This is a genomic window from Streptomyces sp. MAI_2237, from assembly GCF_054189285.1.
This window is the reverse complement of the sequence record NZ_JAJPGQ010000003.1, coordinates 2,980,935-3,005,463: the sequence shown is the minus strand read 5'-3', so window position 1 is coordinate 3,005,463 and position 24,529 is coordinate 2,980,935. Positions and strand designations below refer to the sequence as shown.

General features: G+C 72.0%; 22 protein-coding genes and 1 pseudogene. 12 read left to right on the top strand and 11 right to left on the bottom strand.

Going from position 1 to position 24,529, the window contains the following annotated elements:
* Nucleotides 1-3: 3 nt before the first annotated feature.
* Nucleotides 4-657, bottom strand: a complete 654-nt coding sequence (locus LN251_RS24205) for a Tat pathway signal sequence domain protein (RefSeq protein ID WP_458246210.1) — start codon at nt 655-657, stop codon at nt 4-6.
* Nucleotides 658-1,327: 670 nt separating this feature from the next.
* Between LN251_RS24205 and LN251_RS24200 the strand changes: the two genes are divergently transcribed.
* A complete protein-coding gene (locus tag LN251_RS24200; RefSeq protein WP_058922373.1) occupies nt 1,328-1,999 on the top strand; it encodes a DUF6230 family protein in 672 nt (223 codons plus the stop codon).
* Entirely contained in the window at nt 1,999-2,451 is a 453-nt protein-coding gene (locus LN251_RS24195) for a DUF6114 domain-containing protein (RefSeq protein ID WP_458246209.1), read from the top strand. The genes LN251_RS24200 and LN251_RS24195 overlap by 1 nt, the downstream gene beginning before the upstream one ends.
* Before the next feature lie 118 nt (nt 2,452-2,569).
* Here LN251_RS24195 and tatA read toward each other — a convergent pair whose 3' ends face one another.
* The 3 genes from tatA to LN251_RS24180 all read right to left on the bottom strand — a co-directional run bounded on the left by tatA (nt 2,570) and on the right by LN251_RS24180 (nt 6,088).
* Nucleotides 2,570-2,794 (bottom strand): Sec-independent protein translocase subunit TatA, encoded by a 225-nt coding sequence (tatA, locus tag LN251_RS24190; RefSeq protein ID WP_403949157.1) that lies wholly within the window; start codon nt 2,792-2,794, stop codon nt 2,570-2,572.
* Nucleotides 2,795-2,925: 131 nt separating this feature from the next.
* The gene (locus tag LN251_RS24185; RefSeq protein WP_458246208.1) at nt 2,926-5,748 is read right to left on the bottom strand and encodes an HAD-IC family P-type ATPase; all 2,823 of its coding nucleotides are present in this window, start codon (nt 5,746-5,748) and stop codon (nt 2,926-2,928) included.
* Complete coding sequence (locus tag LN251_RS24180; RefSeq protein WP_058922376.1) at nt 5,738-6,088, bottom strand: ArsR/SmtB family transcription factor; 351 nt, start codon at nt 6,086-6,088, stop codon at nt 5,738-5,740. Before LN251_RS24180 ends, LN251_RS24185 begins: the two co-directional genes overlap by 11 nt.
* Nucleotides 6,089-6,414: 326 nt before the next feature.
* Here LN251_RS24180 and LN251_RS24175 point away from each other — a divergent pair, with 326 nt between their 5' ends.
* The 6 genes and pseudogenes from LN251_RS24175 to LN251_RS24150 all read left to right on the top strand — a co-directional run bounded on the left by LN251_RS24175 (nt 6,415) and on the right by LN251_RS24150 (nt 13,500).
* Nucleotides 6,415-7,428, top strand: coding sequence for a substrate-binding domain-containing protein (locus tag LN251_RS24175; protein ID WP_458246207.1), 1,014 nt, complete (start codon nt 6,415-6,417; stop codon nt 7,426-7,428).
* A 170-nt stretch (nt 7,429-7,598) separates the two neighbouring features.
* A pseudogene (locus LN251_RS24170) lies at nt 7,599-9,735 on the top strand (nitrate- and nitrite sensing domain-containing protein); the annotation flags it as partial.
* An 838-nt stretch (nt 9,736-10,573) separates the two neighbouring features.
* Entirely contained in the window at nt 10,574-11,005 is a 432-nt protein-coding gene (locus LN251_RS24165; RefSeq protein WP_058922378.1) for a roadblock/LC7 domain-containing protein, read from the top strand.
* Nucleotide 11,006: 1 nt separating this feature from the next.
* Entirely contained in the window at nt 11,007-11,363 is a 357-nt protein-coding gene (locus tag LN251_RS24160; protein WP_058922379.1) for a DUF742 domain-containing protein, read from the top strand.
* Entirely contained in the window at nt 11,350-11,925 is a 576-nt protein-coding gene (locus LN251_RS24155) for a GTP-binding protein (RefSeq protein WP_458246206.1), read from the top strand. The genes LN251_RS24160 and LN251_RS24155 overlap by 14 nt, the downstream gene beginning before the upstream one ends.
* Before the next feature lie 168 nt (nt 11,926-12,093).
* Nucleotides 12,094-13,500 (top strand): glycoside hydrolase family 43 protein, encoded by a 1,407-nt coding sequence (locus tag LN251_RS24150; RefSeq protein ID WP_458246205.1) that lies wholly within the window; start codon nt 12,094-12,096, stop codon nt 13,498-13,500.
* A 49-nt stretch (nt 13,501-13,549) separates the two neighbouring features.
* Here the strand turns inward: LN251_RS24150 and LN251_RS24145 are convergent, their stop codons facing one another.
* The gene (locus LN251_RS24145; protein WP_458246204.1) at nt 13,550-14,506 is read right to left on the bottom strand and encodes an ABC transporter substrate-binding protein; all 957 of its coding nucleotides are present in this window, start codon (nt 14,504-14,506) and stop codon (nt 13,550-13,552) included.
* A 357-nt stretch (nt 14,507-14,863) separates the two neighbouring features.
* Between LN251_RS24145 and LN251_RS24140 the strand changes: the two genes are divergently transcribed.
* Genes LN251_RS24140 through LN251_RS24125 form a run of 4 tightly spaced genes read left to right on the top strand, consistent with a single transcriptional unit; the run spans nt 14,864 to nt 19,299 of the window.
* Nucleotides 14,864-17,755, top strand: coding sequence for an ATP-binding protein (locus LN251_RS24140; RefSeq protein WP_458246203.1), 2,892 nt, complete (start codon nt 14,864-14,866; stop codon nt 17,753-17,755).
* Nucleotides 17,752-18,231, top strand: a complete 480-nt coding sequence (locus LN251_RS24135) for a roadblock/LC7 domain-containing protein (RefSeq protein WP_058922384.1) — start codon at nt 17,752-17,754, stop codon at nt 18,229-18,231. Before LN251_RS24140 ends, LN251_RS24135 begins: the two co-directional genes overlap by 4 nt.
* A gap of 59 nt (nt 18,232-18,290) precedes the next feature.
* Nucleotides 18,291-18,710, top strand: a complete 420-nt coding sequence (locus LN251_RS24130; protein ID WP_058922385.1) for a DUF742 domain-containing protein — start codon at nt 18,291-18,293, stop codon at nt 18,708-18,710.
* Nucleotides 18,697-19,299, top strand: a complete 603-nt coding sequence (locus LN251_RS24125; protein ID WP_458246202.1) for a GTP-binding protein — start codon at nt 18,697-18,699, stop codon at nt 19,297-19,299. The genes LN251_RS24130 and LN251_RS24125 overlap by 14 nt, the downstream gene beginning before the upstream one ends.
* A gap of 39 nt (nt 19,300-19,338) precedes the next feature.
* Here the strand turns inward: LN251_RS24125 and LN251_RS24120 are convergent, their stop codons facing one another.
* The 6 genes from LN251_RS24120 to LN251_RS24095 all read right to left on the bottom strand — a co-directional run bounded on the left by LN251_RS24120 (nt 19,339) and on the right by LN251_RS24095 (nt 24,483).
* Nucleotides 19,339-20,007 (bottom strand): ABC transporter permease, encoded by a 669-nt coding sequence (locus tag LN251_RS24120; protein WP_458246201.1) that lies wholly within the window; start codon nt 20,005-20,007, stop codon nt 19,339-19,341.
* Nucleotides 20,004-20,714, bottom strand: a complete 711-nt coding sequence (locus LN251_RS24115) for an ABC transporter permease (protein WP_458246200.1) — start codon at nt 20,712-20,714, stop codon at nt 20,004-20,006. The genes LN251_RS24120 and LN251_RS24115 overlap by 4 nt, the downstream gene beginning before the upstream one ends.
* A complete protein-coding gene (locus LN251_RS24110) occupies nt 20,711-21,841 on the bottom strand; it encodes an ABC transporter ATP-binding protein (protein ID WP_458246199.1) in 1,131 nt (376 codons plus the stop codon). The genes LN251_RS24115 and LN251_RS24110 overlap by 4 nt, the downstream gene beginning before the upstream one ends.
* Before the next feature lie 126 nt (nt 21,842-21,967).
* Nucleotides 21,968-22,687, bottom strand: a complete 720-nt coding sequence (locus tag LN251_RS24105; RefSeq protein ID WP_458246786.1) for an FAD:protein FMN transferase — start codon at nt 22,685-22,687, stop codon at nt 21,968-21,970.
* A 25-nt stretch (nt 22,688-22,712) separates the two neighbouring features.
* A complete protein-coding gene (locus tag LN251_RS24100) occupies nt 22,713-23,126 on the bottom strand; it encodes an FMN-binding protein (protein ID WP_458246198.1) in 414 nt (137 codons plus the stop codon).
* A 19-nt stretch (nt 23,127-23,145) separates the two neighbouring features.
* Entirely contained in the window at nt 23,146-24,483 is a 1,338-nt protein-coding gene (locus LN251_RS24095) for a ferredoxin reductase family protein (RefSeq protein ID WP_458246197.1), read from the bottom strand.
* Nucleotides 24,484-24,529: the final 46 nt, after the last annotated feature.

The window sequence follows — 24,529 nt, the reverse complement described above, 5'->3', positions numbered from 1 at the left end:
GCGTCAGTTGACGTAGACCGTGGCGCCGTTGTCGGTCACCGGGGCGTACTTGGCGGTGAAGTAGCCGCTGCTGAAGCAGAGCGACGAGCCGGACACCTTGGTGAACTGCTGGTTGGTGAAGTTGATGCTGTTGTCTGCGTTGGCGGCCGTGCCGGTCAGGCTGGGGGCCTGGTAGACGCAGGTGATGCTGCCCAGCAGCGTCTTCAGCTTGACCGTGGTCTGGATGGTGGAGCCGCTCGCTGGGGTGACCGTGAGGGTGCCGTCGGAGGCGACGGTGGTGGTGTAGGGCAGGTTGTCCACCGTGATGCTGCTGACGCCGGTCACGCCGAGGACGTTGCTGGTGCAGCTGCTGCTGTCGAAGGTCTGCCCGCTGACCGACTCGGTGGCCGTGCCCGGCGCCGCGGGGTTGTCCGCGACGGTGGCACTGAAGGTCGAGGACGCGCAGGACACACCGCTCGTGCCGGTCGCGCTGGAGTACAGGGTGGCGTTGGTACCGCTGGCCAGCGGGGCCGTGAGGGTGTCGCCGACGGCGACGGCGGCGCCGCCCGCGGAGCCGGTGGTGAGGACCGCGGTGTCGGCCGCCGAGGCGGGGGCGACGGCGGGCAGGGAGAGCGCGGCGACGGTGCCGACGAGGGTGAGAAGGGTGCGAGTGCGCATGCGTCAGTGCCTCTTTCGGAAGTGGGGGTGGTTCGAGGGTGGGTGGAACGTGGGGGGTTGAAAACGGTGGGCGCGAGTCGACGTCCGCCGTTGCCGGCCCGTGACGCCTTCTCCTTACGTCACGGGCCGGCGACGGCGACCGGCCGGCGGTCGGCCGCAGACCCGTGGGGAGGGCCGTCGGCCGGGCCGGCCGGGAAGTCGGCCCGGCGCGGACCAGGGGGGAAGTGCCCGTGCCGGGCCGTGGAGGGCTTGTGTCGGGCGAGGAAGTGCCCACTCTGGACAACAGGGGTCCGGGAGACGCGGACGATGCCGCGTGACGGGATCCGGCGCCACGGATCCGGGTGAAGCCAGGGGCAGTTGTAGACCTGATGTTCAGTCAACGTCAAGCGCCCACAAGGGAGTTGACGATCGTTCTAATAGTCCGCACAAGAAGAGAGGGACAGCGGTCGGCTCACGACCCACGGGCGACCCACAATCGACACCCTTTTTTCACAACTGCCTTGACCCTCGAAAGTAACCACGGGTAACTTCCTCGCTGGCTACTGCGGAGTACGAGAAAGCCCTTCCACCCGCCGGGAGTTGGAAGAAGCCGTGCGTCCGCAGGCTGTCCGCGCCAGGACAACGCGCCGCTGACGCCCAACCCGCACTGACTATGCACATGGGAGCAGAAATGGCCTCGTCCCCGGACGTCACCTCGTCCGCCGACCTCACCCCCGAGAACCCCGAAAGCGGTTCCTCGTCCGAGCCCGCCAGACGCGGCCGGGTTCGCGCCCGCCGCGCCGCGGTGATGGCGGTCCCCGCCGTCGCCGCGCTCGCCGGCCTCGGCATCCTCACCGCCCAGGGTGCCCTGGGGGTGTCGTTCTCGATCTCCGGCATGCCCTTCACCGTCACCGCGAAGTCGCTGGACGGCACCGGCTTCGAGCAGTTCGGCGCGCTCGACAGCATGATCGACAACAGCCCGAACGCGGGCGACACCGGCGGTCAGGTCCTGGTCGTCACCTCGGCGATCAAGAACGCGACGCTGGACAGCCTCTGCCAGAGCGTGGACCTGGGCGGCACCAACCTGCTCATCACGGCGGGCAGCGGCTCCTCGAAGGTGCAGGCGAACAACCTCACCACCGACTCGACGCAGCTGACCGGCGACGCCTCGTTCAACAACATCGAGATCGGCAACGACGCGAGCACGCTCAACAAGGCCGGGGTCAAGGGTCCGGAGGGCGTCTTCAGCCAGCAGGCCGACACGGTCCACATCGACAACCTGCGGCAGACCAACTACGCCACCACCGCGGGCGTGTTCAAGCTTCCGGGCCTCAAGCTCCGGTTCAGCGACTCGGGTTGCTGATGTCGGGCATCCCGAGGCAAGGGTTCGGTCCCGCCTTCCGTCACTGGCGGGCGGGCCGGCCGTTCTGGGGCGGGCTGCTGCTCACCCTGGGCGGGGCGGAGATCCTGCTCACCGAGAAGGCCTCCTTGAAGGTCATCATGCACATCGGCATGCAGGGTCTGGCCGGCTATCTGCTGCCGGTCGTGATGGTGCTGTGCGGGCTGCTGACGCTGCTCAGCCCCGGTCAGCGCCTGTTCTACTCGATCATCGGCGTCATGTCCTCGCTGGGCACCTGGCTCACCTCGAACCTGGGCGGCTTCTTCATCGGCCTGCTCCTGGGCGCCGTGGGCAGTTGCCTGATCTTCGGCTGGCTGCCCGACCAGGAGCCGCGCCGCAGCCGCCGGCAGCGCCGGAAGGCCGCGGAGGCCGCCGCGGAGCCGGGGGCTCCCGCGGATGCGGTCCAGGTGCCGTAACCGCACGGCCGCGGAGCCGCCGCCCGACAGCCGCAGGACACACGTGCAGGCCGACCCGGAGTCGTATTCCGGGTCGGCCTGCACGTGTGCGGAGGTGCGGGGAGCGGGGAGCGGCGGCTCAGGAGGCCGCGGCCCCCTTGCCGACCTCCGTCGGCTCCACGACCGTCGGCGCGGGCGGCGCGACGGGGCCCTCGTCCTTCATCGCCTTCGCCTCGCTCTTGAGGATGCGCATCGACTTGCCCAGGGCGCGGGCGGTGTCGGGCAGCTTCTTCGATCCGAAGAGCACGATCACGACGATGGCCACGATCAGCAGGTGCCAGGGTTCCAGTCCGTTGCGGAGCATGCCGCACCCTCCCTTTCCTCAACTACGTCACACGTCGGCGACGGACGGTCGGCGCTGCTCGCACACCCGTCAACGGTTGCCACTTTGCGCAACTGTACAACCCATGGGCGGGCGTGCGGAGAGCCTCCCGGTCATCCGTGCCGTCGCTCGTACCAGGCCCTCGCCGCGAGCAGGGCCAGCGCGTACAGGGCGAGCACGGCGGTGAGCAGGAGGTGGTACGCGGCGGGCAGGGCCGTCAGCCCGAGGGCCGCGCCGAGCGGGCTGAGCGGCAGCAGGAGGCCGACGGCCGCGAGGCCGGTGGCGGACCAGCCGAGGGGGCCGGGCGCGCGGCCCTCGGCGAGCCGCCGGCCGGTGCGCAGCAGGAGCATCACCAGGGCCTGGGTGAGCAGGTTCTCGGTGAACCAGGCGGAGTGGAAGACGGGGGCGTCGTCCAGCGCCTCGGAACCGGGCAGGGCGAGCGCGAGGACGGCGAAGGTGGCGAGGTCGGCGACGGCGTTGAGGACGCCGAAGCCGGTGATGAACCGCAGGAACGCCCGGGGCCGCAGGCCGGCCGGACGACGCAGGGCGGCGGCGCCGGGGCGGTCGTGGGCGAAGGCGAGCTGGGCGGCGTCGAAGCAGAGGTTCTGCACCAGCACCTGGGCCGGCAGCATCGGCAGGAACGGCAGCAGCAGGCCGGCGGCGAGCATCGCCAGGACGTTGCCGAGGTTGGAGGAGAGCGTCACGCGCAGGTACGAGGCGATGTTGCCGCTGCTGTAGCGGCCCATGGTGACGGCGTGCCCGATGGCCGTGAGGTCCTTGGCCGCGAGCACGACGTCGGCGCTCTCCCGGGCCACGGCCACCGCGTCCCGCGGCGTGATCCCGACGTCGGCCGCCCGCAGCGCGGGCACGTCGTTGACGCCGTCCCCGAGGAACCCCACGGTGTGCCCGGCGGCCCGCAGCCCGGCGACGAGACGGGCCTTGTCGTCCGGGGTGCAGCGGGCGATCACGACCGTTGGGCACTCCGGGGCCTTCGCTCCGGCGACCACCGGCGCGCGCGCCGCGCCCGAGGCGGGCTCTCCGGCCCGGAGGGATTCCCGGGCCCCGTGGGCGGCGCCCTCGCCGGCCGCGCCGAGGACGTCCCCGGCCACGGAGGCGTTCACGGTGGGCCGTCCCGCGAGGTCCGCGGCCGCGCCGACGCCCCCGGCAGTCGCTCCCGAGCCTTCCCCCGCCGCCGCGGCGTCCCCAGGGGCCGTGCCGGCGAACTCCGGCACGGTCGCATGGGAGGGCGACGGTCCCAGGACGTCCGCCGCCACCTGGACCCGGCTCGGTCGCAGGCCCAGGTCCCGGCAGACGCGGGCCGCCGTCGCGGGGTGGTCGCCGGTGAGGATGTGCACGGCGACGCCGCGCGCGGTCAGAGCGCGCACCGCCTCGGCCGCGCCCGGTGCGAGGGCGTCGCGGAAGGTCACGAAGCCGCGGAAGTCCAGGCCGTGTTCGTCGGCGGGCGTGTGGTCGCGGGGGCGGGCGGGGCGCCGCCCGGTGGCGACGGCGAGCAGCCGCAGCCCCGAGTCGGCCTCGCGCGCGGCGAGGGCGAGCAGCCGGTCCCGCTCCCGCGGTGTCGTGGCGCACCGGTCGAGTACGGCCTCCACGGCGCCCTTGACGACGACGGTGCGCGTGCCGGGTCCGGGGCCCCTGACGACGGCGGTGGCCAGTCGCCGTACCGGATCGAAGGGGACGGCGCCCACCCCGTCGTACTCCTCGCCCGCCGCACCCGCCGCCTCGAACAGCGCCTCGTCGAGGGCGTCCGGGGTGGGGAGTTCGGCGAGCTGCAGGCTCCACCAGGCGCCGACGGCGGCCCAGCGCAGGACGTCGGGGTCGTCGTCGCCGGCCGCGTCGAGGGAACGCACGACGACCGGCCGGTCCCGGGTGAGCGTGCCGGTCTTGTCGACGCACACCACGTCGACGGCGCCCAGGTCGTGCAGGGCGGGCAGCCGTTTGACGATCACGTCGTGGCGGCGGGCGAGCAGCGTGGCGCCGCGGGCCAGACAGGTGGTGACGATCACCGGCAGCATCTCGGGCGTCAGCCCGACGGCCACCGCGACGGCGAACGGCAGCGTCTCCAGTCCCCGCCCGCGCAGGGCGGCGCCCGCCATGAGCACCAGCGGCGGTGTCAGCAGCATGAACCGGATCAGCACCCAGGAGATGCCGTGCACGGAACGGTCGAAGGAACTGATCTCCGGCGGCGCCGTCCCGGCGGAGCGCCCGGCGCGCCTTCGCCGCGCCGCCCGCGGTCCGCTGTCGTGGGCGGCGCCCAGTCGCGTGCGCGGGCCGGTCTCGAGGACGACGGCGGTGGCGCTGCCCGTCGCGACACCGCTGCCCTGGTAGCACAGGTGGGGCTCGCCGAACGGGCCGTCGGCCGGTGCGGACGTCTCGCCGGCGGACTTGGGGACCGGCGTGCTCTCGCCGGTGAGCGCGGCCTGGTGCACGGTGAGACCGCGGGAGCGCAGCAGCCGTACGTCGGCGGGGACGAGGTCGCCGGGGCCGAGCCGGATCACATCGCCCGGGACCAGTTCGGCGACGGGTATCTCGCGGGCCGCCCGTCCGCCCTCGCCGCGCCGCAGCACGGTGGCGGTGCCGGCGACCAGGCCGCGCAGCGCGGCCATCGACCGGTCGGCCCGGTGCTCGCCGCTCGCCCGCAGCACACAGCTGACGGCGACCAGGGCGAGGATGACGGCGGCGGTGCCCCAGGAGGCGACGGCGGCGGACACCAGGCCGAGGACGAGCAGCACGGCGGTGAAGGGGTCCCGCAGGCCGCGTATGCAGCGGCGCGTCCAGGACGGTGTCCGCAGTTCGGGCAGCGTGTTCTCGCCGGCCTCCGCCAGCCGGGCGGCGGCCTCGGCGTCGGTGAGCCCGCGCGGGCCGGTCTCCAGGTGCCGCAGCACCTGCAGCCGGGTGCCGGCGGCGGGCTCAGAGGCCACGGAGGCGGGGCGCCGGGACGTCGCCCGCCCGGTCGGAGAGCCGGTCCACCATGAGCCGTACGACGTCCACGACGTCCTGGTCGTCGACCAGGTACACCTGGCGCCGGCCCTCGCGGCGGGCGCGCACCAGACCGGCCAGCTTGAGCTTGGTCAGGTGCTGGCTGACGGCGGGCAGTGCGCCGCCGACGCGCTCAGCGAGTCCGGTCACGTCGCTCTCGCCCTGTGCGAGCGCCCACACGATGTGCAGCCGGGCGGGCGAGGCGAGCAGCCCGAAGGCCGCGGCCGCGCGGTCGAGCACGTCGGCGGAGGGGTCCTCGAAGCCACTGCCGGCTGCCGCCACGTCGTCGCTCTCCTGTCCGGGTCCTGTCGTACGAACCGCACCAGTCTAGGCGCCGGGGCCCCGGCGCACCGGCCCGCGGAGCCGGCCCGGAACCGCTCGGGACGGGGGGCGTTCGAGGTGCAAACGGTCGATCGGGGTCCGCAAACATCACGAAGCGGCAGCAGTAACTTACTGAAAGTGGCTGCTCACTTGACTACCGGCGGTCACACGCGATTGGCTCCGGCCAGCGAGAGTCGCCTGGACGGCGTACCACCCGTCGGACGTCGTCCGGAGCCGTGCTCGCGCTGTTCCTCCAGCTCGGCCGCACAGCGAGGTGCCGCACTTCGATGAAGACTCCTCCCCCACCGTCTGCCTCCCACAGACCGGTTCGTCTCGCGGCCCTGGCCGTGGTCGCCGGGCTGCTCGTGGCGGGCTGTTCAGCCTCCGGCGACCGTTCGCAGTCCACCGCGGACTCCGTCGGCAAGGCGGGCGGCAGCGCTCGTCTGAAGATCACCATGGTCACGCACGGCGCGAAGGGCGACGCCTTCTGGGACCTGGTGCGCAAGGGCGCCGAGGCGGCCGCGGCCAAGGACGGCGTGACGCTGACCTACGCCAGCGACTCCGACACGGCCGGCCAGGCGGAACTGGTGCGCGACGCCGTCCGCAACAAGGCGGACGGTATCGCCGTGACCCTCGCCAAGCCGCAGGCGATGAAGGCGCCGATCGCCGCAGCCCGGGCGGCGGACATCCCCGTGGTCGGCATCAACTCCGGTATCGACTCCTGGCGGTCCGAGGGTCTGCTGGAGTACTTCGGCCAGGACGAGAGCGTGGCGGGCCAGGCCGTCGGCAACAAGCTGGACGACCTGAGGGCCAAGCACGCCCTGTGCGTCATCCACGAGCGCGGCAACGTCGCCCTGGAGGCCCGCTGCGCCGGTGTGAAGAAGACCTTCGGCGGCCGGACCGAGAACCTCTACGTGGAGGGCACCGACGCCACCGCGACCAGCGCCGTGCTCACGGCCCGGCTGCGGCAGGACCCGTCGATCGACGAAGTGGTCACCATGGGCGCGCAGTTCGCGCTGCTCGCCGTCAAGTCGGTGCACGGGTCGGGGAGCCGCGCGAAGGTCGCCACCTTCGACCTGAACGACAACCTCGTCAAGGCCGTCCAGAACGGCAGTGTCCAGTTCGCCGTGGACCAGCAGCCGTATCTCCAGGGCTACCTCGCCGTGGACGGGCTGTGGCTGTACCGGACCAACGGCAACATCAGCGGCGGCGGGGTCTCCCCCGTCCTGACCGGACCGGCGTTCGTGACGAAGGCGAACGTGGCCTCGGTCGCGAAGTTCGCGGCGGGCGGCACGCGCTGAGCGGCCGCCGCCCGACATTTCACGGCCGGATGTCTCGAAAGATTCTTCGGGCCCGTGGCTCATGCGGTCACTTGTACGGATAGCATCCTGTGCACCCCTTCTCTCCCCCGCTCACGGTCACCCCCGTTGCCCGCTCCCCTCTCCGCTTCCGCTGATCGCCTAGGACGACGATGTCTCCACGGACAGGTGCCCGGCCCCGCCGTCTCGGCTCCATACGTCTCTCCCTGATCCTGCTGGCCCTGGTGCCCACCGTCACGCTCGCCGCCATGTGGGGCGTGACGACGACGCAGATGTTCACCGAGGGCCTGCGGCTGCGCGGACAGACCCAGCTCAGCCGGTCCACCGGCGCGATGGGCACCGAGGCGACGCTCGCCCTGCAGCGGGAGCGCAGCCTGTCGGCCGCCTGGCTGGCCGGCGACCCGCGCGGCTCGCGGTCCGCACTGGAGGCGCAGCGCCGGATCACCGACAGGGCGGTCGCCAAGCTGGTCGGCCAGTCCGACGCGATCAACAAGGCGCCGGCGCGCATCTCGGACCGGCTGTACTCGGTGCTCGGTTCGGTCGGCAGCCTCGAGTACTACCGGGGGCAGGTGGACGACCCGGCCGACATCACCGCCGCGCAGGCGCTCGGCCAGTACGACTCGATCATCGACGACCAGATCCACGCCTTCCAGGAGCTCTCCCAGGTCGACGACGGCGACCTGACCTCGCAGGCCCGGCCCGCTGGTCGCGCTGGAGCACGCGGCCGAACTGGTCGCGCAGGAGGACGCGCAGCTCACCCTGGCCTGGCCGACGGGGAAGCTGACGGAGCGGCAGTGGTCGGCGTTCTCCCAACTGGTCGCCACCCGGCGGTGGCTGGTGCAGGACCAGATCGTGCCCTCGCTGCAGGGCGGTGCGAAGGCCGAGACCGAGCGGATCCTGCAGAGCCCCGAGTGGCGGGCCGTCGAGGATATCGAGGACCAGGTGCTCGCCGCCCGGCCCGGCGCCGACGGCAGGGCCGCGCTGCCCGACGCGCGGGACAAGTGGGCGGGCGCCTTCGCGACGGTCGGCGACGAGTACGGGCGGATGATCCGGTCGCAGACGTCGGTGCTGCTCGACCGCAGTGCCGACAAGGCGCACAACCTGCTGCTGACCGCCGCTTCGCTGAGCGCGGGCGGCCTGATCGCCCTGCTGCTGTGCGTCGGCATGTCCTGGCGGATCACCCGCTCGCTGTCCCGGCGGCTGCGCGGTCTGCGGGAGGCCACGTTGAGCCTGGCCGAGGAACGACTTCCGGAGGTGGTGGCGCGGCTGGACCGGGGCGAGAAGGTCGACGCGGACGAGGCGGCACCGCCGCTGGACTACGGCCGGGACGAACTCGGCCAGGTGGCCCGGGCGTTCAACAAGGCGCAGCGGACCGCGGTGCACACCGCCGTCGAACTCGCCGACACCCGGCGCGGTTTCCAGAAGGTCATCCTCGGCATCGCCCGCCAGTCGCAGAACCTGGTCAACCTGCAGCTCACCAAGCTGGACACGCTGGAGCGGGAGCACACCGACCCCGACGTCCTCAAGGGCCTGTACGAACTGGACTCCACGGCGAGCCAGTTGCGGCGGTACGAGGAGAACCTCGTCATCATCAGCGGTGAGCAGCCCCGGCGCAGCTGGCGGGAGCCGGTGGCGCTGATCGACATCATGCGCAGCGCGGTCGGCGAGGTCGCCGAGTACGCGCGCGTGGAGGTGCACACCGACGAGGACGTGTACCTGGCGCCGCCCGCCGTGGCCGACGTGATCCATCTGCTGGCCGAGCTGATCGACAACGCGACCGCGTACTCCCCCGCACCGGCGCCGGTGTCGGTGCGGGCGGCGCTGGTCGCCAAGGGGCTCGCCGTGGAGATCGAGGACCGCGGGCTCGGCATGTCCGAGGAGGACTACGCCTCCTTCAACGAACAGCTCGCGGTGGAGCCCCAGTTCGACGTCGTCGCGCTCGCGGACGACCTGCGGCTGGGCATGTTCGTCATCGCCCGTCTCGCCACCCGCCACGGCATCGCCGTCACGCTGCGCCCGTCGCCGTACGGCGGCACGACGGCGATCGTCCTGATCCCGCACGACGTCGTCGTACGGGAGGCGCCGGAGCCCGGCGCCCCGGACGCGGCCCACGGCCGCGCACAGCACGGGAGCGCCGGGACCGCCGCGGCGTACGACGCGGCCGGCCTCGCCGACGGGGAGCACACCCGAGCGGCCGAGACCGGTCCGTCGGCCGAGCCGGACCACACGGCACCGCGGGCCGCGGCCGCCGCCCGCCCGGACGGGACGGCCGACGCGGACGTCCGGCCCGCCGACGGCACCGTGTACACCGAGGGCACCTGGCTCGCCGGAGGCACCGAGCACGCCGGCAAGGACGGACGGACGGCGGACGCCGGGCGCGGACACCTCGATGGAGTCGACGAACTCGGCGGACTCGACGCGGTCGACGACCACCCGGGGCGCACGGACCGGAACCCGCCGGACGCGCCCGGGGCGGACACCGGCCCCGGGCACGTGGCCCCAGACGCGGCGGAGTTCGACCGCGGGCGGCTGGACCGGCTCTCGGCGTACAGCAACCGGCTGGCGAGGACCAGACGGATCGAGGAAGCCGTATGGGCGAAGGAGGCCCGGGCCGTGGACGGCCGGGCGGCGTCGGGCGCCGGACGGTCCGAGGCGGAGGACCGGGAGCTCGGAGCGGGCACTCACCGCACGGGCGGAGCCGACGGCACCGGGTCCTGGCGCACCTCCGACGCGGGGCGCGCGGACGGTGTCCCGGGCGCGGCCGGGCGGGGCGGCGAGGCCGACGGCGGCCCGCGCCCCGGATGGCCGCGGGGTTCGGGACGGCGTCCGGGGCTCGCCCCCTTGCCCCGTCGTGTCCCGCAGTCCAGTCTGGCCGCCGAGTTGCGTGAGGACCTGCCGGGCGAGGACGAGGGGTCGGCCGCTGAGTTCACCGCGGAACGGGCCGCGTCCTCGCTGGGCGGCTTCCAGCGCGGCACGCTCCGGGCACGCGACGACGACGCCGGGGCCCACGACGACCGGGAGGAGAACCCCGTACCGCAGGACCAGGCAGAACCGGACGCCGGGGCCGCCGACACCGGCGCCGGCACTCATACGCCCCCGCCCGCCGACCGCTGACGAAGGACACGTCATGACACGCCCCATCCCCGCCACCCACACCCAGCTCGACCAGTTGCTCACCGGCCTGGTGGAGCGGGTCGCCGAGGTGAACCACGCCGTGGTGCTCTCCGAGGACGGCCTCGTCGTCAGCAAGTCCACGGGGTTCCTGCGTGACGACGCCGAGCGGCTCGCCGCCACCGCCTCCGGGCTGATGAGCCTCAGTAAGGGCGTCAGCATGGACTTCCGCGGCGGTCCGGTGCGCCAGGCGCTGATCGAGATGGCCAACAGCTTCCTGATCCTGACCTCGGCCGGTCCCGGCGCCCATCTGGTCGTGCTGACCAGCGCGGGCGCCGACGTCGGCGTGGTGGCGTACCAGATGAACATGTTGGTCAAGAAGATCGGCGAGCACCTCAGCGCGGCGCCGCGGGCCGGTATCGGCCCCTCCGTCGACTCCGGCGCGTGAGGTGGCCGGAGGCGACACGGCAGGCCGTCTCGTACGACCGTTCGCGCTGACCGGCGGACGCACTCGGCCGAGCCGTGCCGACTTCACGCTCATCACGACGGTGACCGCGGTGGACCCGCCGCCGACCTGGGCCACCCGACCGCAGCCGGAGCAGCAGCGCATCCTGCGCCACTGCGCCCGGCCGATCGCCGTCGCCGAACTCGCCGCCCTGCTCGACCTGCCGGTGAGCGTGATCGTGATCATGCTGTGCGATCTGCTGGAGGCGGGCCGGATCACGCTCCGTCCGCCGCGCCCGGTGTCCCAGAACCCGGATCTGGACCTGTTGCAGAAAGTGAGGGACGGCCTTGGCCGACTCTGACACCGTCACCCGGGCCGCGCCCGACACGGTGAAGATCCTGATCGCCGGCGGCTTCGGCGTCGGCAAGACCACCATGGTCGGCTCGGTCAGCGAGATCGCTCCGCTGCGCACCGAGGAACCGCTGACCGAGGCCGGTCTGGGCGTCGACGACCTTGAGGGCATCGAGGAGAAGAAGGCCACGACGGTGGCCCTGGACTTCGGGCGCATCACCATCGGCGACGACCTGGTGCTGTATCTGTTCGGCACACCGGGCCAGCAGCGGTTCTGGTTCATGTGGAACGACCTCGCGCTGGGCGCGCTGGGCGCGGTCGTCCTGATCGACGTCCGCCGCCCGGAGAGCAGCTTCGCCGCGATCGACTTCTTCGAACGCCGGGGCATCCCCTTCGTGGTGGGCGTCAACGGCTTCTACGGCGAACACCCCTATCCGCCCGAGGAGATCCGCGACGCCCTGGCCCTGCCGGAGCACGTCCAGGTCCTGCTGTGCGACGCCCGGGAGCGCGGCTCGTGCCGGGACGTACTGATCGCCCTGCTGGACCAGTTGATCGCCTCGGCCGTCAACTGACCTGTACTCAGCCGTCGTTCACTCGTCGGGTCCGGTCCGGGAGGTCCGGACCGACGAGAACCGGCCAAGCGCGACCGTGTGATTGACGCACCCGCGTCACATCCCTACCTTCTGATCGGTTTACCGAACCTCGTTCGAAATACCGTCACTTGGAGCACTGGAGCGCACATGGACGCCAGACCGCCGCACCCCCTCCCCCACCCCTCCCGGCGCCACTTCCTCGGCATGGCCGCGACCGTGCCGCTGGCGGCGACCGGCGCTCTGGCGCTCGGCGCCGGCACCGCCCGGGCGGCCACCGACTCGGCGTACGTCATGTGCTACTTCACCGAGTCGCCGGACATGCTGGCCGCCGACTACGGCCTGCACCTGGCCGTCAGCACCGACGGCCTGGAGTGGACCCCGCTGAACCAGAACGCCCCGGTCGCCACCCCGACCGCGGGCTCCACCGGTCTGCGCGACCCCTTCGTCCTGCGCAAGCAGGACGGCACGTTCGTGGTGCTCGCCACCGACCTCAAGGGCACCGACTGGACCTACGTCAGCCAGTACATCCACGTCTGGGACTCCACCGACCTTCGCACCTTCACCGGCTACCGGCGGATGAAGCTGCACGACATGAACACCCACAGCTGGGCGCCCGAGGCATTCTGGGACGCGGGGCGGGGCCAGTACGGCGTGATCTACTCGGCCGTGAACTCCAGCGGCCACAACGTCATCATGATCAACTACACGAGTGACTTCGTGACCGCAGGCAGCCCCCAGGTCTTCTTCGACCCCGGCTACGACGTCATCGACGGCGATCTGGCCGTCGGCGTGAACGGCGTCAACTACCTGTACTTCAAGAAGAACTCGACGCTGGTCGGCGCGAGGTCCACCTCGCTGGACCCGGGCAGCTTCACCGAGTTCAGCACCGCCGTCTCGCACGGCGGCACCGAGGCGCCGACCCTCGTCAAGTCACTGACGTCCGGTTCGACCTGGTACCTGTGGGGCGACACCTGGTCGCCGAACGGCGTGTTCTACGCCTGGCAGACCGGCAGCCTGGCCGCCGGCACCTGGACCGCCCTGGACCAGAGGGTGTACACCCAGCCGCTCAACTCCAAGCACTGCGGCATCCAGCCGATCACCGCGACCGAGTACGCCAACCTCGTCGCCAAGTGGGGCACCCCCGCCTGGAACCGGCTCAAGTCCTACAACTACCCGGCCCGTTACGTCCGCCACGCGGACTACGTCGGGCGGATCGACGCCTACGCCTTCGACCCCTACACCGACTCGATGTGGAAGCTGGTGCCGGGCCTCGCCGACTCCTCCGGGGTGTCGTTCCAGTCCGTCAACTACCCCACGCGCTATCTGCGGCACTACGACTACCAGATGCGGCTGGACGTCAACGACGGCACGTCGACGTTCGCGGGGGACGCCACATTCTACCGGACGGCGGGCCTCGCCGACTCGTCCTGGTCGTCGTTCCGGTCGTACAACTACCCGACCCGCTACCTCCGGCACGCCGACTTCGTCCTGCGCATCGACCCGATCTCCGGCAGCGCGGACCAGCAGGACGCGACCTTCCGCGTCGGGTACTGAGACGACAGGGGGTGCCCTCCGCCGAGGAGGGCACCCCCTGTCGCACGGGTCAGGAGGCCAGGCCCGCCGACTTCAGCCACGCCTTGGCGACGTCCAGCGGGTCCTTGTTGTCGACCTGGACCTGGGTGTCCAGGTCCTGCAGGGTCTTGGTGTCGAGCTTGGCCGAGACCGCGTTCAGGGCCGAGACACCGGCCGAGGACAGACCGCTCTTGTATACGAGCGGCTGCACGTTCTCGAACCCGAAGAGGTTCTTCGGGTCCTGCAGGACCACGAACTTCTCCTTGGTGATGTGCGCGTCCGTGGTGAAGATGTCCGCGGCCTGCACGGTGTTCTTCTTCAGCGCCGCCAGGGTCAGCGGGCCACCCGCGTCCAGCGCCTTGAAGGTCTTGAACTCCACGCCGTACACGGACTTCAGGCCCACCAGGCCCTGCTGGCGGGTCTGGAACTCCGGCGAGGCGCCGATGGTGAGGTCCTTCGCGATGTTCTTGAGGTCCGCGATGGAGGACTCGGAGGTCAGCTTGTACTTGTCGGCGGTGGCCTTGTTGACCGTCACCGAGTCCTTGTCCTGCGCGGAGGACGGGTCGAGGAGCGTGAGCTTCGAGTCCAGCTTGGCCTCGATGGCCGCCGTGGTGGCCTGAACCGTCTTCGGCGTCGCCTTCGGGTCGAGGTAGGCCAGCAGTGCGCCGTTGTACTCCGGCAGCACGGTGATGGAGCCGTTCTTCAGCAGGCCGTAGGTGGTCTCGCGGCTGCCGATGTTCGGCTTGTACGTGACCTTGACCCCCTTGGCCTTGAGGGCCTCGCCGTAGATGTCGGCGATCAGGATGCTCTCGGCGAAGTTGTTGGAGCCGACGACGACCGTCTTGCCGTCGGACTTGCCCCCGTCGAGGGGGTTGGAGTTGCCGTCGGAGGAGCCACATCCCGCCAGCAGGGCCGTGGTCGCGGCGAGCGCGACGGCCGCCGCGGGGTAGCTCTTGATGGACCTGCTGCGTGGGGCGTTGGAAGTCACGATTCCCGTTCCGGACTCGGGGGATTGATGAGGAGCAAGCGCTGCAACTGATCCAATCCAGCCTGTTCTCCCTCAGTCAAGAGCGGCCTGGTCACCAATTGGCCTCAATGGGTGATCGGTTGTGAAGGCCGAGTGAACGGATGCAAGCGGAATCGGAGGCGCGTTGTAACGGATTCTTGACGTTGGGCGACGCGCTTGATCATTCGAAGAGACGGTAGTCTCACCGAAGTTGGCGTCGGTCACAGCGGTTCACGGGGGCCGCTGCGGTGTCATCCGCACCATCTTCACGATCCAGCATCGATCGGAATCGGTCAGGCGCGTCTCGCGTGACCGAGGATTCCCGTGTAAGGAGGCTCGGTGTCCACGAACGAGGTGGACGCGCCGCCCCGGTCGGCTCCGCCGCAGCTCAGGCGCGGTCGTCTCCGGCACTTCGCCGACCGGTGGCCGTTCCGGCAGAAGCTCAATCTGCTCGTCGGCATCCCGCTGGCCGTCGTGGCCGTCCTGCTCTCCTACCTCATCGCCGACCAGGTGGGCCAGGCGAGGGACGCGGCGTCCGCGGCCGACCTCGTGCGCAACAGCGAGCAGGTGGCCGGGCTGGTCAACGACCTGGAGAGCGAGCACCAGCTGGCCATCCTGCTGTCCGTGCGCTACGAGGCCGGCGGCATGGGCGTGGAGTCCACGCTCGCCGGTTACCGCAAGGCGCAGGACAAGGTCGACGCACAGATCGCGAAGGTGCGCGAGGCCTTCGGGGACGGGCTGCCGGACGGCGAGGCACAGGCGCTGAAGGAGGTCGAGGGCCTCACCAGCCTGCGCGGGACGGTCGAACAGAGCTACCTGCCCGCCAGCAACATCGACCCCGCCTACAACAACGCCGCCAGGACCGTGATCGGCGGACTCGGCCTGGACCGCAACTCCGAGCTCGCGGTCACCTTCACCGGCAACCTGCTCGACTCCCTGCTGCGGGCCGACGCCGCGCACGGCTCCTTCGAGACCGGCGTGTTCTCCGCGACGACCGGTGACACCAACGCCCAGATCGAGTTCACGACCGCCGTCGGCGCCTACGAGCTCTACAACAACCAGGTCGAGCGCTTCTCGCGGTTCGCCACCGCGGAGCAGGCCGACGAGCTGGCGGGCATCGAGCACACCGAAGCCCAGCGGGACATCGCCGAGGCGTACGCCGAACTCCAGGTCGCCCCCAGCACGTTGCAGGCCGGTTCCCCGGCCGAGATCAGGACGGCGTTCCGGGACGCCCTGGGTGACTACCCCGCCTATCCGCGGCAGGCGGAGGCCCGGCTGAGGATCACCTCGTCGCTGATCGGCCAGATCGCCGATCGCGCCGACGCCGCCCGCAGCGACGCCGCCTGGCGCGCCGGCCTGCTGCTGACCATCGGTCTGCTCGGCTTCGCCCTGTGGATCGCCTTCTCCATCGTCGTGCGCCGCTCGGTGGTGCGGCCCGTGCTGGCCCTCACCGGTGCCGCGCAGGAGGTCGCCGAGGTGGCCGGCCGCGAACTGGCCCGCGTCGCCGACGACGACGAGGACGACAGCCCGCCGAAGCTGCGGGAGATGCCGGCCACCGCGGACGACGAGATCGGTGAGCTGGCCGAGGTCTTCAACCGGGTGCAGACCACCGCGATCGCGCTCCTCGAACGGCAGGTGCTCAGCAGGCGCAACGTGGCCGAGATGTTCGGCAACGTCGGCCGCCGCGTCAGCAACCTGACGGCACGTCAGCTGTCGTTGATCGACGCGGTGGAGCGCGGCGAGACCGACCCGGCGCTGCTCGAACGCCTCTACTCCATCGACCACATCGCGGTACGTCTGCGGCGCAACGCGGACAGCCTGATGCTGCTGGCCGGCATCCGCGAGACCGTCCTCGACTCCGGGCCGACGGCGCTGACGAACGTCGTGCGCGCGGCGCTCGGCCAGATCGAGGGCTTCCAGCGGGTGCAGCTGCACGCGCGCACCGAGGTCATGGTGGAGCCGGACATCATCGGCGACCTCACCCTGATGGTGGCCGAACTCCTGGAGAACGCGGTGTCGTTCTCGCCCGCCGGCAGCCCGGTCGAGGTGTACGTCCGTGACACCTCCGCCGCGGAGGCCGCGGGCGGCGCGACGATCGTGGTCGCCGACCACGGCCTGGGCATGGGCGCCGAGCGGCTCGCCGAGGAGAACGCCCGTCTCATCCGCCGCGAGCGGCTGGACGTGGTGCCGACGAAGGTGCTCGGCCTGTTCGTGGTCGGCACGCTGGCCCGCCGCTGGGGCATCGGTGTCGCCCTGTCCCGGACGCCGGGCGGCGGTGTGACGGCGGAGGTGTCGGTGCCGCCCTCGCTGCTGCTGGCGATGAGCCCGGTGACCGCCGCGACCGCGGGTACGGCGAGGACACCGGCAGCCGTCGACAGGGCCGCGAGTTCCCTGCCGGCGCCCGAGCCGGCCGCCGGCCGCACGGCGGTCGCCGAAGCCCCGGACGCCTCGCGGGGGTTCGCCGAGCCGTCGCCTGCCGGCACCGCCGTCGGCCCGCGCCGGGCGGCCGTCACCCGGGACAACACCACACGCGACGGCCACCCCGGCCCGCTGCCGCGCCGGGTCCCCCGCCGGGACCCGGACCCCGCGGACCAGGCGCCCGCCGAGACCACCGGGCAGAACGCCACCGCGGACCCGGCCTCCGCACCCCTGCCCGCCGCGGCCCCGGCCGCTCACGCGGCATCCGCCGACACCGTGCGGAGCCGGACGGTGGACGCGGCGTCCGAGACCGGGCCCGGTGTCGACCAGGCCCCCGCGCCGGGTCCCCTGGCCCGGGGCACAGGCTCACCGGGCTCCGGCGAAAGGCCGTTCGTGCCGCGGGTCCGTGGGGAGGCGGAGGCCGGCGTGGTCCACACCCGTCCCGAGGACGCCGCCCCCGCCCGCTCGGGCGAGGCCGCGCGGACGGTATCGTCTGTCGAGGTCGGGCCGGACGAGACAGCGCTGTCCGACCGGTCGGCCGGCGACGGCCCCCGGCCTCTGCGCCGCCGCGTCCGCGGCGCCACCCTGCGCACGACCGTCGACGCCGCCGCCCAGTACGCGGCCCGGCAACCCGCCCGCCCCGCCGACGCGGCAGCCGTCCGCGACGCTCTCGACGAGTTCGAGGCGGCCGTGGAACGCGCCAACCGCGACAGTCTCGCCCCGGACGACGGCGACCGCCCCGGCGGACCCGCCCCGCGTCCGACCACCGACCCGCACCACCAGAACCACCTCCCGGAAGGAGCCGAGCAGTGAGTACGTCGACAGGTGACACTCCTCCCGCGGGAGCCACCACGCCGGCCGAACTGCAGGCCGCCGCAGCCGACTTCACCTGGCTGCTCAACCGTTTCGCGACGGAGACCGCCGGCGTCGTCGACGCCATCGCGGTGTCGTCCGACGGACTGCTCATCGCCGTGTCCGAACTGCGCGAGCACGCCGACTCCGAGCGGCTGGCCGCGATCGTCTCCGGCATCACGTCCCTGGCCGCCGGCGCCTCCGGCAACTACGGCCTGGGCGGCCTCAACAAGGTCATCATCGACCTGGAGGGCGGCCATGTCCTGGTCTCCGCGATCGGCAGCGGCGCCGTCCTCGGCGTCGTCACCGACAAGGAGGCCAAACTCGGCAACATCGCCTACGAGATGACGCTGTTCGCCAACCGTGCCGGCAGCGCGCTCAGCCCCCAGCTCGTGCTCCAGCTCAAGAACAGCGTCGGCGCCGCGTCCGCGCGCTGACCGGTCGCCGTCGCGAAGCCCTCGGCCGAGGGCACGGTCGAGGAGGAAGAAGACACCCCATGCCGGACGGCTCCCCGCCGCCGGACGGCCCGGAACCGGTCGGTCCCGCCCCCGCCGTACGGCCGTTCCTGGTCACCGCCGGCCGGGTCGCGCCCACCGCGTCCGGCCGGCCGGTACCGGTGGAGACCCAGGTGGTGGCCACCGCCGAGGGTCTCGCCGAACTCGACGACCTGACCTTCGAGCAGCACGACATCGTCGCCGCCTGCCGGCAGCCGCAGTCCGTCGCGGAACTCGCGGCCCGGCTCAGGCTGCACCTCAACGTCGTACGGGTGCTCGCCGAGGACCTGCGCGCCGCCGGTCTCCTGGTGGTGCACGTCCCCGACACCGGCATCATCCACGACGCCACCGTCCTGCGCAGGGTCATCGACGCCCTGCGTGCCATCCCCGACTCCCGAGGGGTACTCCGTGACTCCGACTGAACCGGCCGCCCCTGTCGCGACCGCTCCGGTGGCCGCCGTACGACCGCCGCTGCCGGTCAAGATGGTGATCGCGGGCGGCTTCGGCGTGGGCAAGACCACCGCCGTGGGCTCGATCTCCGAGATCGAGCCGCTGACCACCGAGGCCGCCATCACGGAGGTCGCGGCGGGCGTGGACGACCTCAGCCACACCCCGGGCAAGACCACCACCACCGTGGCGATGGACTTCGGCTGCATCACCATCGACCCGACCCTGAAGCTGTACCTGTTCGGCACCCCCGGCCAGGAGCGGTTCGGCTTCATGTGGGACGACATCGTCGAGGGCGCCGTCGGCGGCCTTGTCATCGTCGACACCCGCCGCCTCGACGACTGCTACGCCGCCGTCGACTACTTCGAGCACCGGCAGATCCCGTTCGCGGTCGCCGTGAACGCCTTCGACGGCAAGGTCGAGCACACCCTGGAGGAGGTGCGCTGGGCGCTCGACGTCGCCGAACGCGTCCCGCTCATCGTGTTCGACGCCCGCGAGCGCGGCTCGGTGCGCGACGCCCTGCTGGTCGTCCTGGAGCTGGCGCTGGAGCGGACGGGGGGCTGACGGACGGGCCCGGGAACACCGGCTCCCGGGCCCTCGGGGTCAGTTGCCGCGCCGTACGCCCGGTGACACGGTCAGCCGCGCCACCAGGCCGAAGAACCCCAGTGTCAGCAGCGCCAATACGGCCACCAGGGTCGCGCCGCCCACCACCTTCTCGTAGTTGAGCTGGTAGAGGCCGTCCACGATGTACCGGCCGAGGCCGCCGAGCGACACGTACGCGGCGATCGTCGCCGTGGAGACGATCTGGATGGCCGCCGAGCGCAGGCCGCTGAGGATCAGCGGGAGCGCGACCGGGAGTTCGACCTGGAACAGGACGCGTGACTCGGACATGCCCATCCCCCGGGCCGCGTCCACCGGAGAGGGGTCCACGGAGCGCATCGCCTCGTAGGTGGTGACCAGGATCGGCGGGACGGCGAGGACGACCAGCGGGATCATCACCGGGGTCAGGCCGAGTCCCAGCAGCGTGAACATCAGCACCAGCAGGCCGAAGCTGGGCAGCGCGCGCCCCGCGGTGGCGACCAGCGCGAGGGCGTTGCCGCCGCGTCCGGTGTGGCCGGTGAGCAGGCCGATCGGCAACCCGATGGCGGCGGCGACGGCCAGCGCGATCAGCGTGTACTCGATGTGCTCGCGCAGCCGGGTGGGGATGCCGTCGTAGCCGTGCCAGTGGGCGCCGTCGCTGAAGAAGGCGTTGACGAGGTGCAGGACGTTCATCGGGCGGCGTCCTCCAGGGCGGCCGTGAGGGGTTCGGGCTCGTCCACGGGACGGGGTGCCCGGCCGCCGCGCGGCATCCACGGCGTCACCAGGATGCGGACGAGGACCAGCAGCGCGTCGGCGACGACGGCGAGGACGGCCGTACCGATGACGGACAGCCAGATCAGCCGGGGCTGGTTGTAGATCTGGCCGTCGTGGAGCAGGTTGCCCAGCGCGCCCTGGTTGCCGATCAGCATGCCGACGGAGACCAGGGAGATGCTGGAGACCGTGGCGATCCGCAGGCCCGCGATGATCGCGGGCGCGGCGATGGGCAACTGGACCTGGAAATAACGGCGTACGGGCCCGAGACCCATCGCGGTGGCGGCGTCGAGCGTCTCCTGCGGCACCGACCGCACCCCGTCGACGATCGCGGGGACGAACACCACCAGGCTGTAGACGCCGAGCGGGATCATCACGGTCGTCTCGGTCTGCCCGGTGTAGTCGATCAGCACGACGAAGAAGGCGAGTGAGGGGATGGCGTAGAGGACCGTCGTCACCCACAGCACCGGCGGGTACAACCAGCGCAGCCGCACGCAGAGTTGGGCGATGGGCAGCGCCACCACCAGTCCGACGGCGACCGGGATCAGCGCCTCGCGCAGATGCAGTCCGACCAGACCCCAGTAGGAGTTCTGCAGGTCGCTCGGGATGTCGAACAGCCCGCCGCTCATCCGGCGACCTTCTCGTCGCTGCGGCCCTCGGCGTGCGCGGTGCGGATGGCCTCGCCGATGGCCTGCTGGGAGACCACGCCGGTGACCCTGCCGTCGGCGTCCACCGCGACCGCCCAGCCGGTCGGCGACAGGACGGCGCCGTCGAGGGCGGCGCGCAGGGACTCCTCGCCGTGCACGAAGGGCCGCCCGTACGGCAGGAGCCGGGAGGTGTCCACGGCGCCCGCGGTCAGCCGGTCCGGCTCGGCCCAGCCGAGGGGCAGGCCGGCCACGTCGGTGACGAGGAGGTAGGGCACGTCCTTCGAGGCGCGGGCGGCGATCTGCTCGGCGGTGGCGTCGACCGCGACGACCGGGGTGGTCAGCAGGTCGAGGCCGGCGGAGGAGAAGAAGGAGAGCCGCCGGATGCCGCGGTCGGCGCCGAGGAAGTCCTCGACGAAGCCGTCGGCGGGGTCGGACAACAGCTCGGCGGGCGGGGCGAATTGGGCGAGGTGGCCGCCGGTGCGCATCACGGCGACCATGGTGCCGATCTTGACGGCCTCGTCGATGTCGTGCGTGACGAAGACGATGGTCTTGCCCAACTCGTCCTGCAGGCGCAGCAGTTCGTCCTGCAGGCCCTTGCGCACCACCGGGTCGACGGCGGAGAACGGCTCGTCCATCAGCAGGACCGGCGGGTCCGCGGCGAGTGCCCGCGCGACGCCGACGCGCTGCTGCTGGCCGCCGGAGAGCTGGTAGGGGTAGCGCTTGGCGAGGGAGCCGTCGAGCCCGACCCGCTCCATCAGCTCCCGCGCCCGGGCCCGTGCCCTGGCCTTGTCCCAGCCGAGCAGCCGGGGCACGGTCGCGATGTTGTCGACGATCGTGCGGTGTTGGAAGAGACCGGCGTTCTGGATGACGTACCCCATGGACCGGCGCAGCGTGTCGACGGGCTGCTTGGTGATGTCCTTGCCGTCGATGGTGATCGTGCCGGAGCTCGGCTCGATCATCCGGTTGATCATCCGCAGGGTCGTCGTCTTGCCGCAGCCCGAGGGTCCGACGAACACCGTGATCGCACGATCGGGTATGTCCAGCGACAGGTTGTCGACCGCCACCGTGCCGTCCGGGTAGCGCTTGGTGACTGAATCTATTCGTATCAAAACGCCGAATACCCTTCGGGTCTGGACCGTTGGAAGCCGAGTCTAGACCCCCTCTGTTGCGCCACTTCTGCGGGATCATGGCCGGTTCGCCGTGGCCGACCTGTGCGTTCTGCGACTCCCACGGGTTCATCCGGGTGCCGGGTCGTCCCGCGCGACCGGGAAGCCCTCCGTGCGCAGCACCTGTCCCCCGGCGTCGACGGCGAACACCTCGCACCCCGGCAGCGACGCGGCCCAGCCGATGCCCTCGGCGCCCATCGCGAAGGCGGCCGTGGCCACCGAGTCCGCCTCGGTGAGGGAGGAGGCGACGACCGTGAGGCTCAGCAGTCCGGTCGCCGGGCGTCCGGTCCGGCCGTCGACGATGTGGTCGCCGCGCTCGTAGCGGGCGGAGGTGGCGACGGCGCCGTCGGTCAACTCCAGTACCGTGCACAGCTTGTCGGCGTGTTCGGGGTGCCGTACACCCACCCGCCAGGGCCCGCCGGCGGCGACCACGTCACCGCCGGCGTTCAGCACGAACCGCCGTGCGCCGGCCGCTCGCAGCAGGTCGGCGGCCCGCTGCACGGACCAGCCCTTGACCACCGCGTTGGGGTCGAGTCCCCGCCCCGGCAGCCGTGCGTCGAACGCACCGCCGGTCGCCCGGCGGTAGTGCTCGCACAGGTCGAGGACCTCCACGAGATCGTCGCTGAGCTCGTGCCGCTCCAGCTCGCCGCGGTCGTAGCGGCACACCTCGCTGTCGGGCCGGTAGGGGCTGAACCGGGCGTCGACCTCGCGCAGCCACGCGAAGACGGCGTCCGCGGCCTGCTCGGGCACGTCCTCGTCGTCCACCCGCAGCGAGACGGGGAAGCCCATGACGTGTTCGACCCGGTGCACCGGATCAGCCTCTCACGTCGATCGCGGCCTGCAGGGATTCCTTGTAGGCGCCGCTGGTGATCGTCGCGCCGGACACCGTGTCGATGTCGGCGCTCTGCGCCTTCAGCGTCTCCGCGACCAGCTTGGGCACGGCGGCCGTCGTCTGCGGGTGGTTCGGCTGCTGGAGCATGCGCACGGCGGTGATGCGGTCGCCGTCGAAGGTGACCTCGACCTGTACCGGACCCTTGTCCGTCCGGATCGTCGTCCCCTTGACGACGGTTCCCGGCGAGGTGCCCGAGGAAGTGCCCGAGGAGGCGGACGCGGACGGTGCCGTGGCCGGGGCGGCGGTGGAGGCCGGGGCGCCGGCCGACGGTTCGTAGCGCCAGACCGGGACCAGGCCCGCGATGCTGAGGACGACGACAGGTACGGCTCGCTTCACGATGTCTTTCCCCTCTTCCTCATCCGGCCAGGCTGAAGCGTTCGAAGTGGACCTGCCGCTTGGGGACGTCCAGCTCGTCGAGGGTGCGCAGCACCGCGTTCATCATCGGCGGGGGTCCGCACAGGAAGACGTCCCGCTCGGCGATGTCCGGCACCAGCCGGGCCAGTTCGCTCGGCGCCAGCTTGTCGGGGACCGGCGGCCCGGTGACCAGGTGCAGTTCGGCGCCCTTGGCGAGCGCGAGGTCGCGCAGCTCGTCGTAGAGGACGGCGTCGCGTTCGGAGGCGACGCGGTAGACGACGACCGCGTGGCCCTCGATGTCCTCCAGGACGGCCCGGATGGGGGTCACGCCGACGCCGCCCGCGATGAGCAGCGACTCGGTCCTGGTGCGGTGCAGGGTGGTGAAGGCGCCGTAGGGGCCCTCGGCGAAGACGCGGGTGCCGACCTTCACGTGGCGCAGGGCGGCGCTGCCCGCGCCGGCGGCCTTGGCGGTCAGGCGCAGGGTGCGGCCGTCGGGGGCGGCGGAGAGGGAGAAGGGGTTGGCCTGCCACCATCGGTCGCGGGTCAGGAAGCGCCACAGGAAGAACTGACCGGCCCGGGCGGGCAGTTTGTCGAGGTCCTTGCCGGTGACGTGGATCGACACGACGGTGTCGGACTCGGGGACGACCGCCGAGACGCGGAACTGGTGGCGGGCGTTGCGCCACAGGGGCAGCACCAGGCGGCCGAGGGCGACCGCGCCCAGCGCCACGGCCCACACGCCGTACCAGTACGCCTTGGCGGCGGACGACGCGGTGAAGGTCGTACCGACCGCGACCTGGTGGGTGAAGGCGAGGACCACGGCGACGTACGTGTACAGGTGGACGAAGTGCCAGGTCTCGTAGGCGAGTCGGCGGCGGGCGTAGCGCGCGGAGACCGCGCCGACCGCGAGGAGGATGCCGAGGGCGACGACCGCGCGCAGCACGCCCTCGGTGGTCTCGGCGAGGTCGACGAGTTCGGTGACCGGGCCGACGCCGGCCCCGTCGGCGTATCCGAAGGAGATGAACACGGCGTGCGCGAGGAGCGTCCACAGCAGGGCGAAGCCGGTCCAGCGGTGCCAGGAGGTCAGCCGGTCCATGCCGATGCGGCGGTCCAGCCAGGGCAGCCGGGCCACCAGCACCAGCTGGAAGGCCATGATCAGGGCGCCGTAGAGGCCGGCGAGGCGGCCGATGACGATGAGCGCGTTGGAGGCGAAGCCCGCCTGGGCGAAGATGTAGGCGACCACGGCCGCGTTCGCGGCCAGCACGGCGTACAGGCCTGTGCGGGCCACCACCCTGGGGCGTATCGCCGTGGGGGGCGCAGGGGGTGATTGGACGGTCGTCACGGGACGGCAGCTCCTTGATCGGTGATCCGGACACCCCGAGCTTCGC